The sequence below is a fragment of the Flavobacterium branchiarum genome, assembly GCF_030409845.1.
Classification (GTDB): domain Bacteria; phylum Bacteroidota; class Bacteroidia; order Flavobacteriales; family Flavobacteriaceae; genus Flavobacterium; species Flavobacterium branchiarum.
This window is the reverse complement of sequence record NZ_JAUFQQ010000003.1, coordinates 2369968-2384765: the sequence shown is the minus strand read 5'-3', so window position 1 is coordinate 2384765 and position 14798 is coordinate 2369968. Positions and strand designations below refer to the sequence as shown.

General features: G+C 31.4%; 15 protein-coding genes. 3 read left to right on the top strand and 12 right to left on the bottom strand.

The window, feature by feature from the left end:
* Positions 1–82 precede the first annotated feature (82 nt).
* The 5 genes from QWY99_RS11020 to QWY99_RS11000 all read right to left on the bottom strand — a co-directional run bounded on the left by QWY99_RS11020 (position 83) and on the right by QWY99_RS11000 (position 3879).
* A complete protein-coding gene (locus QWY99_RS11020; protein ID WP_290265389.1) occupies positions 83–613 on the bottom strand; it encodes a mechanosensitive ion channel domain-containing protein in 531 nt (176 codons plus the stop codon).
* 18 nt (positions 614–631) lie between these two features.
* Positions 632–1216 (bottom strand): Maf-like protein, encoded by a 585-nt coding sequence (locus QWY99_RS11015; protein ID WP_290264947.1) that lies wholly within the window; start codon positions 1214–1216, stop codon positions 632–634.
* Positions 1209–2135, bottom strand: coding sequence for a geranylgeranylglycerol-phosphate geranylgeranyltransferase (locus tag QWY99_RS11010; RefSeq protein ID WP_290264944.1), 927 nt, complete (start codon positions 2133–2135; stop codon positions 1209–1211). Before QWY99_RS11010 ends, QWY99_RS11015 begins: the two co-directional genes overlap by 8 nt.
* 471 nt (positions 2136–2606) lie before the next feature.
* The gene (locus tag QWY99_RS11005) at positions 2607–3134 is read right to left on the bottom strand and encodes a KdsC family phosphatase (RefSeq protein WP_290264942.1); all 528 of its coding nucleotides are present in this window, start codon (positions 3132–3134) and stop codon (positions 2607–2609) included.
* Positions 3118–3879, bottom strand: coding sequence for a Rossmann-like and DUF2520 domain-containing protein (locus QWY99_RS11000; protein WP_290264940.1), 762 nt, complete (start codon positions 3877–3879; stop codon positions 3118–3120). The genes QWY99_RS11005 and QWY99_RS11000 overlap by 17 nt, the downstream gene beginning before the upstream one ends.
* A 196-nt stretch (positions 3880–4075) precedes the next feature.
* Between QWY99_RS11000 and QWY99_RS10995 the strand changes: the two genes are divergently transcribed.
* Entirely contained in the window at positions 4076–7339 is a 3264-nt protein-coding gene (locus tag QWY99_RS10995) for a cytochrome c biogenesis protein CcsA (RefSeq protein WP_290264938.1), read from the top strand.
* Between the two features lie 377 nt (positions 7340–7716).
* Here the strand turns inward: QWY99_RS10995 and QWY99_RS10990 are convergent, their stop codons facing one another.
* Positions 7717–8202, bottom strand: coding sequence for a DUF6428 family protein (locus tag QWY99_RS10990; RefSeq protein ID WP_290264936.1), 486 nt, complete (start codon positions 8200–8202; stop codon positions 7717–7719).
* 16 nt (positions 8203–8218) lie between these two features.
* Positions 8219–8554, bottom strand: a complete 336-nt coding sequence (locus QWY99_RS10985) for an ArsR/SmtB family transcription factor (protein WP_290264933.1) — start codon at positions 8552–8554, stop codon at positions 8219–8221.
* 236 nt (positions 8555–8790) lie between these two features.
* On the opposite strand from QWY99_RS10985, the gene QWY99_RS10980 reads away from it, so the two are divergent.
* Positions 8791–9438 carry a hypothetical protein gene (locus QWY99_RS10980; RefSeq protein ID WP_290264931.1) on the top strand — a complete coding sequence of 216 codons (648 nt, stop codon included), beginning with the start codon at positions 8791–8793 and terminating at the stop codon, positions 9436–9438.
* A 239-nt stretch (positions 9439–9677) separates the two neighbouring features.
* Here QWY99_RS10980 and QWY99_RS10975 read toward each other — a convergent pair whose 3' ends face one another.
* From QWY99_RS10975 to QWY99_RS10965, 3 genes are all read right to left on the bottom strand, one after another.
* The gene (locus tag QWY99_RS10975) at positions 9678–10085 is read right to left on the bottom strand and encodes a DoxX family protein (RefSeq protein WP_290264930.1); all 408 of its coding nucleotides are present in this window, start codon (positions 10083–10085) and stop codon (positions 9678–9680) included.
* A gap of 100 nt (positions 10086–10185) precedes the next feature.
* Complete coding sequence (locus QWY99_RS10970; protein ID WP_290264926.1) at positions 10186–10974, bottom strand: anti-sigma factor; 789 nt, start codon at positions 10972–10974, stop codon at positions 10186–10188.
* Entirely contained in the window at positions 10974–11504 is a 531-nt protein-coding gene (locus QWY99_RS10965) for an RNA polymerase sigma factor (protein ID WP_129538217.1), read from the bottom strand. The genes QWY99_RS10970 and QWY99_RS10965 overlap by 1 nt, the downstream gene beginning before the upstream one ends.
* 796 nt (positions 11505–12300) lie before the next feature.
* Here QWY99_RS10965 and QWY99_RS10960 point away from each other — a divergent pair.
* Positions 12301–12888: a glutathione peroxidase gene (locus QWY99_RS10960; protein ID WP_290264919.1), complete on the top strand. Its 588-nt coding sequence runs from the start codon at positions 12301–12303 to the stop codon at positions 12886–12888.
* 88 nt (positions 12889–12976) lie between these two features.
* Here QWY99_RS10960 and QWY99_RS10955 read toward each other — a convergent pair whose 3' ends face one another.
* Together QWY99_RS10955 and QWY99_RS10950 are read right to left on the bottom strand one after the other, a co-directional pair.
* Positions 12977–13474 carry a GNAT family N-acetyltransferase gene (locus tag QWY99_RS10955; RefSeq protein WP_290264917.1) on the bottom strand — a complete coding sequence of 166 codons (498 nt, stop codon included), beginning with the start codon at positions 13472–13474 and terminating at the stop codon, positions 12977–12979.
* A 25-nt stretch (positions 13475–13499) separates the two neighbouring features.
* A complete protein-coding gene (locus tag QWY99_RS10950; protein ID WP_290264915.1) occupies positions 13500–14669 on the bottom strand; it encodes a thioredoxin family protein in 1170 nt (389 codons plus the stop codon).
* Positions 14670–14798: the final 129 nt, after the last annotated feature.

Genomic DNA, 14798 nt, shown 5'->3' with positions numbered 1-14798 from the left:
AAGTTAAACAAATGTTATGTTTTATTCCCTTTTTTACGTTCTACATTTTTAAAAATAGCTTATAAAATTCCCATAAAAGAGTTTAGTCAAAAAACTCTTTGTCTTCAAAATTAGCTGGTATAATTGAGATTCCTTTTTGCAGAAGCAGATTATTAGGGTATATTATTTTTTCACCTTCTTTCGTTTTTAAGCTTACGTGGAAAGCGTTTATATCTTCAATTTCAGCCTCGATTGGGAAATCTTTGTCATGAATTTTTATGGAATCTCCAATTTTAAATGGAAAGGAGAAAAACAAAATAACTCCAGATGTAATATTACTCAAAATAGACCATTGTGCAAACATCGCTACTCCAATAACGGTCGCGATAGAAGATACAGTTAGGAAAATATCATCCGTTTTTACCCCCCAAACAATAAACAATCCTATTATGAATAAGATATTGGTGAGCAAATGAATATACTTGATTATTAAAATGGTTCGATGTTCTTGAAAATGCTCTTTTTGGGCATATTTTTTAACTATTTGAGTAACAATGACTCTAATTGAAATCGTTGTAGCGATAAGAATTCCTGTTGCAAATATTTCTTTGGCATAATCAGTGAAAAAAGTCATCATATTTGTTTTAAAATTTTAATCTAAAGTACTTAAATATTCGTAAACTTTATGTGTAGGTAAGCCCATAACATTGGTATAAGACCCTTCAATTTTTGCAACTGCAATAAAACCAATCCATTCCTGAATTCCGTATGCACCCGCTTTATCGTATGGTTTGTAATTTTTGAGGTAATATAAAATGGCTTCATCGCTCAATGCAGTAAAGGTAACTTTTGTAGTATCATTTATAATAACCGATTTCGCGTTAGTTTTAAAACATACAGAAGTAATTACCTCATGCGTTGTATCTGATAACGATTTTAATATTCTAAAAGCGTCTTCCTCATCTTTTGGTTTACCCAAAGCTTTGTCATTATGCCAAACAATCGTATCGCTTGTAATCAGAATTTCGTTTGTTTTCAAATCTCCATCAAAGGCATCAGCTTTTAGCACTGCTAAATAATCAGTAATTTCCTTTCCTTTTAATTCAGGAGGATATATTTCTTCGACATCTTTTAATCGGATTTCAAAATCTAAATCTAAGTCTTTAAAAAACTGCTGACGTCTCGGAGAACCAGAAGCCAGTATTAAAGTATATTTTTCTAATTTTTGCTTAAGCATTGTATTTAATATTAAGATTGATTATTAAAATTGATAGAATCCCGAAGAATAGAATCCATTTTAAAATTGAGCTCAAATGGTGAAACTCTTTTTTTGTTTTAGCGGTTACTATTTTAGCAGTAAAGTAAATAAGTGGTGCGAGTACAAATACAAACGTATATATTGTAGCAAAGTAAAGATTGAAAGCTACAAAATAGTTATTGATATAAATTAATAAAAATACTATTGGAATAATTGAAAGTGCAAAAACTACTTTTGCAGTTCGATTAGTACCGATTGCAATAGGTAATGTATTTATTCCTTGGTTGTAATCGCCATTTACATCTTCAATATCCCTTATAATCTCTCGAATAAAATTAATGATAAAGGCAAAAACAGCATAATCGATTAGTATTGAGAACATACTCGCCATTTGTGTTCTATTCTCTGCATCAGTGGCAGGGAAGATGTCGAATACCCCAATTATTATAATGCTAAAAGATAATAATAAAGCAACAATGATGTTGCCTAAAATCATAATTTGTTTTAGAGTTGTAGCATAAAAATAAAGACAGGCTGCTACTAGAATAAAAATAGTTGCAAAGCCTGGTCTCATAATAACATTTGATAAATAAAAGCCAATAGCTACACCAGTGATATTAAGAGCTACGTATAGGTTGTATGCTGCATTTTCGGAAATACTTTTACCTACTACAACCTCATTAGGTTTGTTGATTAAGTCTGTTTCTTGGTCAAAAATTGAATTAATTACATATCCAGCAGCAGCAATTAAAACTGTACTTAAAACGAGTAAACCATATTGCCAATGGGCAAGTGCTAAAGGAATGTTTTGTAGCTTTAAGAAACCGTAACGAAAAAGGATTTGCATAAAAGCAAGTAACAGTAGGTTCTCGTAGCGAATGAGTTTGAGGTATTTCATTTTTTTATTAAAAGAGACTGAGGTTTTATTTTAAGAGATGCAAAGGTTTAGAGATGCAAAGGTTTAGAGTTGCAAAGGTTCAGAGTTACAAAGGTTCAAAGGTTCAAAGGTTCAAAGGTTCAAAGGATCAGAGTTACAAAGGTACTGAGATTAAAAACTGTGACTGCCTTTCGAGTCCGCTGAGGATGACACTGTAAACCGAGACTGTGACTGCAAACTGCAAACTGAGACTGCCCTTCGACTCCGCTCAGGATGACACTGTAAACCGAGACTGTGACTGCAAACTGCGACTGCCCTTCGAGTCCGCTGAGGATGACACTGTAAACCGAGACTGAGACTGTGCACTGTGACTGCAAACTGAGACTGCCCTTCGACTTCGCTCAGGATGACACTGCAAACTGAGACTGCAAACCGAGACTGAGCACTGCAAACCGAGACTGAGCACTGTAAACTGAGACTGAATACTAAACCCTAATCGTGTTTCCCGCTAAAATGCTCCATCCACTTTCCTTGTACTTTCATAACTTGTTCTATTACATCACGTGCGGCGCCTTTTCCTCCTTTTACATGCGATATATAGCGAGAAATTGTTTTAATTTCTGGACTTGCATCTTGTGGACAAGTTGGTAAACCTACTAATTTCATTACATGGTAATCAGGAATATCATCACCCATGTAGAGTATTTGCTCAGGGTTAATGTCATGTAGTTCAGTATATTCTTTAAAAGTTTTTACTTTATCAGGAGTTCCTAAATGAATGTCAGTAATTCCTAAGTTACGTAATCTAATACGAACACCTTCATTGCTTCCGCCAGAAATAATACATACGTTATACCCACTTTCAACAGCTGCTTTCATTGCATAACCATCACGAATATTCATAGTACGAAGAATATCTCCTTCATTAGTTACAAAAACAGAACTATCTGTAAGTACACCGTCAACATCAAAAATAAAAGTAGTGATGTCGTTCATTATTTCTTTATAACTTTTTGCCATTATTTTGTATAGATTTTGTTAGTAATGTGTATATGTTTTTTTGATTTTCATCTGATAAATAACTCAAATGTGATTTGATTGTTGTGATGTCATTTCGTTTAGCAGGGCCAGTTTGAGCGTCAATTGGAGAAAGCGTATTGGTTTTATTGGCAGTTTCTGCTATTAAAGGTTTTAGGATATCGAATGAAACCTGATGTTCTTCGCAAATTTCCTGTCCGATTTGGTACAAATGATTGGTAAAATTATTCACAAAAACAGCAGCAACATGTAATGCTTTGCGCTGTTCAGAACTGATAGCGTAAACGGCATCCGAAATGCTTTTGGCAACCGTTTCAAGGACTAAATAGTCAGCATTATTTTCAGCCTCTAAACAAAGGGGAATAGTCTTAAAATCGACTTCTTTATTCTTTGTAAATGTTTGTAATGGATAAAAAACACCGCTTCTGTTTTTGGTATTAATTGACTCTAAAGAAGCAGTTCCAGAAGTGTGAACAACTAGTTTGTTATTGAAAGGCAATTGCTCGGAAACCTTGTAAATTGCATCATCCGAAACGGCAATAATATACAAATCGGCGTCTTTTAACTGAGTAAAATCAGTTACAATTTTATTAGAATCGAGTAGAGGAGATATTTCTTTTTTAGTTCTAGAATACACTTCAATAAGTTCAATCGCACTGTTTTTTGCGAAAGCATTTATTAAATGTTGAGATACATTTCCTGACCCAATAAGTGATATTTTAATCATATTGCAAAATTAGCATTTTTTTTTAAAGGACTCCCGTTACTAGTTAAGTTCATTTGTAAAATGTGTTTAATAAGTAAAAAACTACTTACGGAGTCGTTAAAGTGTTTTATTTTGGATTTAATTAACAAAATCACAAATATTTGAGTCAACATTTTAAGTACTTTTGTGCCACTTTATAAAATGTAATTCCTTAGTAATGGATAAAAAAATATTCTCCTTTTTGTTTTCTACACGATTAATGGCTGTCCTTTTTATAGTATTTGCAATTGCAATGGGGGTCGGGACCTTTATAGAAAGTAAGTATAATACCGACACAGCTAGAATTTTTATATACAATGCATGGTGGTTTGAGGTCATAATGGTCTTCTTTTTGATTAATTTCTTCGGAAATATTAAAAGATACCAATTGCATAAAAAAGAAAAATGGGCAACTTTATTATTGCACTTAGCTTTCATCTTTATTCTTTTAGGCGCTTTCATAACTCGTTATATCAGTTATGAAGGAATGATGCCAATTAGAGAAGGAGCTACCGAAAATCAAGTATATTCAGATAAAGTTTTCCTTACTGTTTTTGCAGATGGGGAATATAAAGGCGAAATGAAACGTCGTGTATTTGAGAAAAACTTATTATTATCTCCAGTAACTAATAACGATTTTAGTATCTCAGGTAAATTCAATGAAACTCCATTTGAAGTTGAATACAAAGACTTTATTATGGGAGCCAAAGAAGTTGTTAAGCCAGACGCTAACGGAATTTTATATTTAAAATTGGTAGAAGCTGGTGAAGGTGGACGTGAAGAACATTTTCTTAAAGATGGCGAGGTACAAAATATTCACAATGTATTATTTGCATTGAATAAACCTACCGAAGGAGCAATCAATATCAATACAACAGGTGAGACCTATACGATTCAGACCCCTTTTGAAGGAGATTTTATGCGTATGGCCGATAAATTCAAAGGAAAAGTTACCAAAGATAATGTACAGCCTTTAATGATGCGTTCTTTATATAGCATCGGAGATATACGTATTGTATTTCCAGATCCTGCTGTAAAAGGAGTTATTGCTTACGAATCAAATAATGATTACAAGGCCAAAACACATGAAGATGCTTTGACTGTAGTATTAAAAGCCGAAGGACAAGAAAAAGAAGTAACTTTATTAGGATCTAAAGGTAGAATTGGAGATTTTAAAACTGTTAAAGTTGGAAACATCGATTATACTTTCTTCTACGGAAGTAAAGCTTATATCTTGCCTTTTAAAATTAAATTAAATGATTTTATTGCTGAAAAATATCCTGGAACAGAAAAAAGTTATTCTTCTTACGAAAGTAAAGTAACGGTTATAGATTCAACAAAAACATTTGATGCTAGAATCTATATGAATAATGTATTAGACTATAGAGGATACAGATTTTTTCAATCTTCGTTTGACCCAGATGAAAAAGGAACAGTTTTATCAGTAAATCATGATTACTGGGGAACATCTTTAACTTATTTTGGTTACTATTTATTGTATTTTGGACTAATGGCAATTATGTTTACTAAACATTCTCGTTTTGCAGACTTAAAGCGCAAGTTAGAAGTAGTGAAAAATAAGAAAGCAAAACTTATTACTATTTTAGTTTTAATGTTGAGTTTTAATGGATTTGCACAAGAGCAACATGACCACGATCACGATCATGACCATGATCATGCAGCGCATAGTACTGATCCTAATCATGACCATGCAAAAGACCATAATCACGAGCATGAAACAAAGACTAAAGATCCAAAGAATCATGCTAACCACGTTACGAGACCTCCAAGTCAAAAACAACTTGATTCATTAATAAATATCTACAAAGCACCAAAAGAACATGCAGCCAAATTTGGTCGTTTGATTATTCAGGATGCAGGTGGAAGAATGAAGCCTATTAATACTTTCTCATCAGAATTATTGAGAAAAGTAAGTCATGATGATACGTATAATGGAATGAATTCTGATCAGGTATTTTTGTCAATGACGCAATACGCTCAGGTTTGGATAGAAATTCCGATTATATATATTAAATCAGGAAATGATAGTATTCGTAAAATTATTGGAATTGATAAGGATGCAAAATTGGCTCCATTTGTTAAATTCTTTGATGAGAAAGGAAACTACAAATTATCTCCGTATTTAGATGCAGCTTATAAAGCCGCGAACCCAAATCAGTTTGAGAAAGATTTTATCGAAACGGATAAAAAGGTAAATTTAATGGAATCGGCTTTAAGCGGAAGTATATTAAAGATTTTTCCAATACCAAATGATCCAAACAACAAATGGATTTCATACTTAGAGATTAGTAATGCTGGTTTAAAAGGAATGGACGAAACTTATGTGAAGCAAATTTTACCTATGTATTTTGCATCTTTAAATAATGCTTCGATTACAAAAGATTTCAAACAAGCCGATGAATTACTAGAAAGCATCAACGGATTCCAAAAGAAATTTGGAAGTAAAGTTCGCCCAAGCGAGGAGAAAATTACTTCGGAGATATTGTATAATAAATACGATGTATTTAAGAAGCTTCTGTATTGGTATATGACGGCTTCAATTTTAATGTTTGTATTTACTATTGTAAATATATTCTTTGAGAAAAAAGCATTACGTATCACGATAAATGTATTTCACGTTATAATTGGAGTGTTATTTGGTTTACACACATTAGGATTAATAGCACGTTGGTATATTGCAGGACATGCACCATGGAGTAATGCATATGAATCTATAGTATATGTGGCTTGGGCAACAATGTTCTTTGGTTTGGCTTTTGATAGAAAATCAAAATTAACCGTTGCGTCATCTGCATTCGTAACAGCAATGATTTTAATGGCAGCTTATATGAACTGGATTGATCCAGAAATAGCTAATTTACAGCCTGTTCTTAATTCATACTGGTTAATGATACACGTAGCAGTAATTGTTGCTAGTTACGGACCATTTGCATTAGGAATGATATTAGGTTTTGTATCGTTGTTATTGATTTTCTTTACCAATAAGAACAACAAAGCCAAGATGGATTTAAACATTCAAGAAATTACATACATCAACGAGATGGCATTGACTATTGGTTTGATTATGCTTAGTATTGGAAACTTCCTTGGAGGTCAATGGGCCAACGAAAGTTGGGGACGTTACTGGGGATGGGATCCAAAAGAAACTTGGGCATTAATCAGTATTATGGTTTATGCATTTGTAATTCACGCTCGTTTTGTACCTGCCTTAAGAGGAAAATGGTTTTTTAACCTAATGAGTATGTTTGCATTTATTTCAATCTTATTTACTTATTATGGAGTAAACTTTCACTTAGTAGGATTACACTCTTACGCAAGTGGTGAAGCACATTCATTAGATTGGATTTGGTATTCTTTAGGTGCAATAACCTTAATAGGAGCTTTGTCTTACCCAAAATACCGAAAGTATTATAAAAAATAAGAGATTATTAATTCACATAAAAAAGGTTCAACTTTACGGTTGAACCTTTTTTTATTTAATGTTTTTCTCAGTTAACAGTTGTCATCCTGAGCGGAGTCGAAGGGCAGTCTCAGTATTCAGTATTCAGTTCTCAGTTTACAGTGTCATCCTGAGCGGAGTCGAAGGACAGTCGCAGTCGCAGTTTACAGTCTACAGTACTTGAAATATAAAACAATTTCCGTTTTCAGTCTCAGCGTAGAACTTGAAACTTGAAACGAAAATAAAAACAGTCTCAGTTTGCACTTTACGCAATGTATAAAACCTTTGTACCTTTGAGCCTTTGAATCTACATAGCTTAGAACCTTAGCAACTTAGCACCTCAGAACCTTCAAAAAATATTAACAACAACCACCTCCAGGAGTACAAGAGTTTGGTTTAGCAGAGATATCTGCAAGAGCTACTTTTTGCTTCTCTGATGGAATACCGCATTTATCCATTGCAAGGCAAGCAGTTTGTTTATTGAGTAAGACAAAATCTTTACCGTTGAAATCTAAATCGTATTTGCCAATAGTTATGTCTTGATATTCTACTTCAATTTCATAATCTTCAATCTCGTTTGTTATAGGAAACAATACTTTCTCAGAAAGTTCTATGATATGAACTAGTTTTTGTGGTTTTAATCGATGGTCATAATCATTTGCATCCCAAAGTTGAAAATTTACAACTGTTTCTTTGCGAACAGTTCCTCCACAATCTATAAAGTTTTTGGTGATTAAACCAACTTCAGTTACGTGGAAATATTCAGGAACATATGTTCCATCAGGTAGTTGAAAGTTTATAGCTTCAACGGTTTTTAATATGTTTTTAATTTCTGAAAGTTTCATATTTTGTGTTTTTTAATTAGTAACAACATTCATTATTTCTTTTCTCTAAATGGGTAGCGACTTCTTGAAAAAAAGCCTTTATTTTTTCGAATCCAGTTTCATCAATACAATAACAAATAGCATTTCCTTCGACACTTCCTTTTATCAGACCTGCATTTTTTAGCTCTTTAAGATGCTGTGAAACGGTAGGTTGCGAAAGAGGTAATTCGTTTACAATATCACCGCAAATACAAGCATTTACCTTAATTAAGTATTCAATAATCGCTATCCTTGCAGGATGTCCCAACGCTTTTGTGAGAATAGCAAGTTCGTTTTGTTTATCGGTAAAGAAATCAGTTTTAGTAGCTCCCATGAGTTTATATATTTATATTGCAATATTACGATATGAATTTTTAAAATAAATAAATTTAACTAATATTTGTGTAAATAATTAGTGTTTAGTTTTATGTATTTTTTTTAGATGAATGATAAGAGTTAGATTACTCTATGAAAAGAGTATATGGTTGATTTAAATGTGGGAATAAAATAAGAATTAAGTATTTTTGTGAACATGCTTAAAATAGAATAAGTATGATTAATTAGAAGAGTATGATAAAAAAAATTGCTGAAAAACTATTAGGTCGTTCATTGACCAATGCTGATGGATATGATGTTACTTCAATTAAGGAAGTCGAAACTAAATTAGGACAAGGAATACCAGCAACACTAAAAGAGTTTTATATAACGATTGGAAAATTGGATATTTTTATGACATCATTTCACAGATTTATTAAACCTGAAAATCTGTTTTATGAAGATGGTAAATTAGTTTTTTTAGAAGAAAATCAGACCGTTTGTTATTGGGGAGTTAATACGGAAAGTGACGATTCATTAGTTTACCAAGCCCAAAATATAGATAATGCAATTTGGAATTCAGAAGAAATATTACTTTCTGATTTTCTAGAAATGATGCTATATGGACAATGTGCAGAAGGAGGATATCAATTTTCTGGAGCAATCTATGATTTAGATGATGAGGAGTTACCAGAATTTATAGAACAATTAATGACAGATAATTGGCAAAAAGTTGTAGATCATAATAATTGGATTATTTATGAAAATGACAGAAAACTCATTTGGTACTTTGTAGATGATAGTGGAAATTTATTTGAGGATTATCCTTTGTTTGTTTCTACACAAACCAAAGAAGATTTTATAAAAATGGAAGAAGAATTTGGATTTATGGATCTAGATTAAAATATCCATTCGAGATAAACATAAAGGTTTAACCAGAAGTTGAACCTTTATATTTATAACAATTCCTTAAAAAAAAAGCTAAATCTGCGTGAGTCACTGTCGTGCTATTTCCTTTGTAAGAGAGACAAGTTTGTGGCTGTTTTGAGATTAAAGACTCTTAAAAGTAAGTTGTTCTATAAGAATCAAAGGAAAATATTAGGCTTTAATTCGCTTATAAATAAAACTATTTTTTGCACAAACTAAGCAACCTTTGAACCTTTGTCGCTCAGAGCCTCAGAACCTTTATTACTTAGAAACATTATTGCTAATAAAACACAAATCAGTAAAAAGTTATATTCCATTCCGTTTCGACCACCTCCAACTACAAACCAGCCTTCTTTAAAATGAACTAAAATAATTCCCATGAAAAATATTAAAATAGTTACAATTGCAGCGAAGTTGATGTATTTATTAATAAGTAAAAGAATGGCAGCGACAATATGTGAGAGCTTTATTGACCAAGCAAGGAATACACCAAAAGGAGCAAAGCCTATTTGATTTAAATATAGATTTCCAAAATCATTAATTCCATTATCAAATATTCCAAAAACACTGTGGGTAAGTAAAATAATAGCCACTGCAACTCTTAAGATAAAAGTACCATTCATAAATTAAATTGGTGTTGGTTAGTTTAGTTTTTAAAAATAATAAAAAAACGCATATCAAAATTAATTAATATGCGTTTTAAATTTTATAAGATGTTGTTTTTTAAACCTTTCCTAAAGTATATAGCTGATCCATTGTAGGACTTGGACTTCCGCCTTCAGGTTCAAGAGTGATACCAAAAGCCTCAGCATATCCAGTATCTTCAACTTTAAATAATTTCTGGCTATTAGAATCGAAATCACTTAATAAACCAATGCTTGTTGGAGTAAGTACAGGACTCAGTTTAAGCGCCCATACCTGATATACTTTCCCTTTTGGAGGTTTTGGTAGACCTGCTGCATCGATATAAGTTACTTTAGTATTTTTATTCCAATAGGCTTTAGCAAATGATTGTGGTGCAATAGCTTGTCCGCCAAGAGTTACTCCTGTGTTTTTAATATCTCTTACTATAGCTAAGTTTTGTTCAGTAACTTTATTTTCTTGATCTAGTAATGCATAATCATTTTTTAATTTGTCTTTTTCGCTACCTACAATCGCTATTGCTTGTTTAGTTTGAGTAAGTTGCACATATTGATAAGCAAAACCTAATAAGAAGAGTACAGCTGCAGCCCAGCCCATATATTGAGACCAACTAGTTGCTGGTTTCATATCGATAACTTTGCTGTGTTTAAGTTCTAGTTTGGCTTTTATTTTCTCAAAATTAGCTACCGAATGAAAAGGAGAAAAACTAGACGAAAGTGCTACTATAGCTTTTTCGATAGCTATAATTTCATCATTAATTTCGTGATGTTTCTTCGCCATTGTGGCTACTTCTATACTTTCAGATTCGCTAAGTAATCCATAAACATAAAGCTCTAAAATACCAGATTCAATATATTCTTTTGTTTCCATTATAGTTTTAAATAAATTCGTAAGTCATTAATACAGTTTCTGTTTTGCGTTTTTATAGTTCCCAAAGGTATCGCCAACTCTTCCGAAGCTTCTTGTTGGGTATATCCTTTAAAGAATAATAAATCGATTATCGCAATACATTTTGGTTTCAGTTTTTTTACAAACTCATGAATTCCAATAGTATCGATTTTGTTGACTAGCTTATTACTGTCGTCTAATAGATGTACGAAATTATCTGATGAAAGGTTTTTTTGACTATTATTAAAATTTTTTGAGCGAAGTTTGTCAATAGACGAATTTCGAGCAATATTAAGGATCCAGGTATAAAATCGACCTTTGCTTTCGTGGTAAGTATCGATGTTTTTCCAGATTTTCACAAATACTTCTTGAAGTACATCTTCGGCTTCTTCTCTGTTTTTTATAAGAACATTTATAACTGCAAATAAACTTTTAGAATACATATCATATAGATAGGTAAAAGCTTTTTCATCTTTTTTATAAATTAATACCAACAACTCGTCTTGACTCATATTATGTAGATTTAGGGTAAAAAACTTTTATATTTTGATTTTAAAATTAGGAATTTTACTAAAGTTGGTATAAATATAATTTAAAAATTTAAAGAAATTGTAATTTATTTATAGTAATAATGTTTTTATAATTGAATAATAAATAAAATATTAACTTTTTTAGTTTTTTTAAAACCAAACATAAATTAATCTCGTATATGTAAATTATGATAGTTTGAATAGAGGAAAATTTAGACTTGAGTAATTGATTAAATAAGGAAAAGGTTTCTATTCTAATGTGATTTTAGAAAAGTTAAGATAGACATGGGGGAAAATGTTCGTCTTAATTTTTATGCGAAAAGTAGCGTTATGTATTTGGGACCTCATCACTATTTTATGATTTTTAAAAACCATACACGAAGTAATTCCGTATGTGTAAATTATGAGGGTCTGAATGGGGGATAATTTGGACTTGAATAATTGATTTGAATTAGGGGAAAGGTTTCCATTCTAATGAAATTTTAGAATAACAAAGATAAATATGGGGGATAATATTTACCTGTTTCTAAAGGAAAAAGATGATGGAACGAATTTGGAAACCTGTATCCTAATTTATACATTTAAGAAAAAACACTGTAACTGAAATTTTATTTTTTAAAAGGGAATTTAATGATGATAATTTAATTTGTTTGTTGAGGAAGCCTAATGTCTAGAAGCGTTAGGCTTCCTTTATTAATTAACAATTGTTCAATCATAAAATAAAGTGAATAACGAAATCAGGTAAATCAAATTTGATTAATTTTATAAAAAAATAATTATGAAAAAAATAATGTTTTTATTCTGTGGCGCTATGATTTTATTCAGCTGTCAGAATCAAGCGCAAACAAAGAAAAATAAAAATAACAAGAGCGAAAATGTTATGGAAAAACAAACCATTTATCAGTTTAAAGTAGAAGATCTATCAGGTAATCCATTTGATTTTGCTTCTTTAAAAGGAAAAAAAATAATGATTGTAAATACAGCTTCAAAATGCGGACTAACACCGCAGTACAAAGATTTAGAAGCTATTTATAAAGAATATAAAGATAAAGGTTTTGTAATTGTTGGGTTTCCAGCAAATAACTTTGCATCACAAGAACCCGGTACAAATGAAGAAATTGGTGCTTTTTGCCAGCAAAATTATGGTGTAACTTTTCCTATGATGGATAAAATCTCTGTAAAAGGAGATGATATGAGTGAAGTGTATCAGTTTTTGACTCAAAAATCTAAGAACGGGTTGCAAGACTCAGAGGTAGAATGGAACTTTCAAAAATATTTAATTAATGAAAATGGAGAATTGGTAAAAGTTATTAAACCTAGAACTTTACCAACAGATCCTGAAGTTATCAATTGGATTAAGAGCTAATTGATTAAACAAAGATTAAAATCAAGAGCGATTTTCAAAATATTGGAAATCGCTTTTTTTATAGATCAATGTTTTTTACTTGATGTTCCTATTTAAGTATCAATTGCATGAAAACCAAATCAAGCCAATGATCAAATTTATAGCCAACTTCACGGATAGTACCAGTCGCTACAAAGCCAAATTTCTCATGAAAAACAATGCTACCAGCATTATCGGCATCTATTGCTCCAATCATAACATGATAGCCTTGTTCTTTGGCTAAACGAATTAATTCAGTCAATAATTTAGAACCAACACCTTTACCAATAATATTCTCAGTCACATAAACAGAATGCTCAATTGTATATTGATATCCGATTTTTTCTCTAAATGGACCATAACTACCAAAACCAATAACTTCACCATCAAACTCAGCTACAATAACAGGTAAGTTTTTTGTGTTTTTATCTTCAAACCATTTTTGTTGCACCTCAATTGTTTGGGTTTCATAACTATAATTAGCAGTGGTATGTAGTATGGAATAGTTAACAATATCAAGAATCGTATTTAAATCTTGAGAAGTGGCAGGTCGAATTGTAACAGACATAATTATGTTTTAGTTAATTGCAGTTTTATTTTAATTCAGCTAGTAAAGCATCGGCGTCTTTTGAATCCCAGTCCATTTCTTTACAAATAGCTTTTGCTTTTTTAGCATATACCAAAGCCGATTTTTTATCTTTTATTTTGATATAAAGTCGTGCTAATAATAAATTACCGTCGTAAGCATCATTTAAATCTAAAGAATGTTTTACCCATTCAATTGATTTTTTAAGACTTTCAACATCAGTAATGTTTTTTAGATATACTTGTCCAATTTCTTTCAAGATAGTTGGAGTGTTCCAAACATATTTTTGAGTCCCTTCTAAAGCTGTTTTATTATAATATTTCCAATTGGTACTTCTTTCAGCAATTGTTAAATCATAAGAAAAAATAAGAGAGTCTGTTTTTTGAAGACGAATTGTTTTAGCAACTTCTCTTTGTTTATAGTAGTTAATTGTATCTAGGCTCTCCGTATAAGGACGAAGTAACTCGGTTACGATATTAATTATCTTTTTCTCTACACGATCAGGAGAAGCAACCTTTCCAAATTCTTTTAGATGTTGTAATACATATTGAAATTCACGTGATTTGATATCAGTTACACCATTAGCGATAATACGCCAGTTCATTTCAGTAAGTAATTGAGCGTCTGATTGCGTAGAAAGGTAAGTATGAGTCGCTTTGGATAAATCAACTCTTTCGCGACCTTTTCTCAATGCATTTAAGTATGCCAAACATTTATTAGCATTACTTGGGTCAGCTAAGAACTGCTTCTCCAGATAAGGCAATTGCATTTTAGGGTCTAAAGCATTTTTAATTTCGTATAAAAATTCAGCAGGTTTGATTTCCCCCTTTAAATTATATAAAACCGTTTCATTTGCATCTAGAATTAAAAAACTAGGTAGAGATTTAGTATCAAACTTAGTTTTTAGGGCAAGTCCGTCGGGTTTATCGATGTCTTTCCAAACACAAATATAATTACTCTCTAAAAAGGTCATTACTGAAGTATCTTGAAAAGTACTATTCTTCATTACATTACAATGAGGACACCAAGTAGCAAAAAGCATAACAAAAATAGGCTTGTTTTCTTGTTTAGCCTTTATTAAAGCATCTTTATAGCTAATGTTGTCATGAACAAATTGATTTTGAGCATTTCCCGTATGTATAAAAAGAATAAGTAGTGAGAGGTAAATAAAACGCATAATCCTTCAGTTTTTATTAAAGATAATTTTTACAAATATATTTCCTTTTTCTATAATTAAATGGTAATATATCGTTATTTATACCCTAAATCATATTTGAACTCATTAACTTTGTATTTCATAATTTCG

Bases quoted from the DNA above. Each gene is read 5' to 3' on its own strand.
- QWY99_RS11020 (WP_290265389.1), bottom strand. From the start codon at position 613: ATGACTTTTTTCACTGATTATGCCAAAGAAATATTTGCAACAGGAATT.
- QWY99_RS11015 (WP_290264947.1), bottom strand. From the start codon at position 1,216: ATGCTTAAGCAAAAATTAGAAAAATATACTTTAATACTGGCTTCTGGT.
- QWY99_RS11010 (WP_290264944.1), bottom strand. From the start codon at position 2,135: ATGAAATACCTCAAACTCATTCGCTACGAGAACCTACTGTTACTTGCT.
- QWY99_RS11005 (WP_290264942.1), bottom strand. From the start codon at position 3,134: ATGGCAAAAAGTTATAAAGAAATAATGAACGACATCACTACTTTTATT.
- QWY99_RS11000 (WP_290264940.1), bottom strand. From the start codon at position 3,879: ATGATTAAAATATCACTTATTGGGTCAGGAAATGTATCTCAACATTTA.
- QWY99_RS10995 (WP_290264938.1), top strand. From the start codon at position 4,076: ATGGATAAAAAAATATTCTCCTTTTTGTTTTCTACACGATTAATGGCT.
- QWY99_RS10990 (WP_290264936.1), bottom strand. From the start codon at position 8,202: ATGAAACTTTCAGAAATTAAAAACATATTAAAAACCGTTGAAGCTATA.
- QWY99_RS10985 (WP_290264933.1), bottom strand. From the start codon at position 8,554: ATGGGAGCTACTAAAACTGATTTCTTTACCGATAAACAAAACGAACTT.
- QWY99_RS10980 (WP_290264931.1), top strand. From the start codon at position 8,791: ATGATAAAAAAAATTGCTGAAAAACTATTAGGTCGTTCATTGACCAAT.
- QWY99_RS10975 (WP_290264930.1), bottom strand. From the start codon at position 10,085: ATGAATGGTACTTTTATCTTAAGAGTTGCAGTGGCTATTATTTTACTT.
- QWY99_RS10970 (WP_290264926.1), bottom strand. From the start codon at position 10,974: ATGGAAACAAAAGAATATATTGAATCTGGTATTTTAGAGCTTTATGTT.
- QWY99_RS10965 (WP_129538217.1), bottom strand. From the start codon at position 11,504: ATGAGTCAAGACGAGTTGTTGGTATTAATTTATAAAAAAGATGAAAAA.
- QWY99_RS10960 (WP_290264919.1), top strand. From the start codon at position 12,301: ATGAAAAAAATAATGTTTTTATTCTGTGGCGCTATGATTTTATTCAGC.
- QWY99_RS10955 (WP_290264917.1), bottom strand. From the start codon at position 13,474: ATGTCTGTTACAATTCGACCTGCCACTTCTCAAGATTTAAATACGATT.
- QWY99_RS10950 (WP_290264915.1), bottom strand. From the start codon at position 14,669: ATGCGTTTTATTTACCTCTCACTACTTATTCTTTTTATACATACGGGA.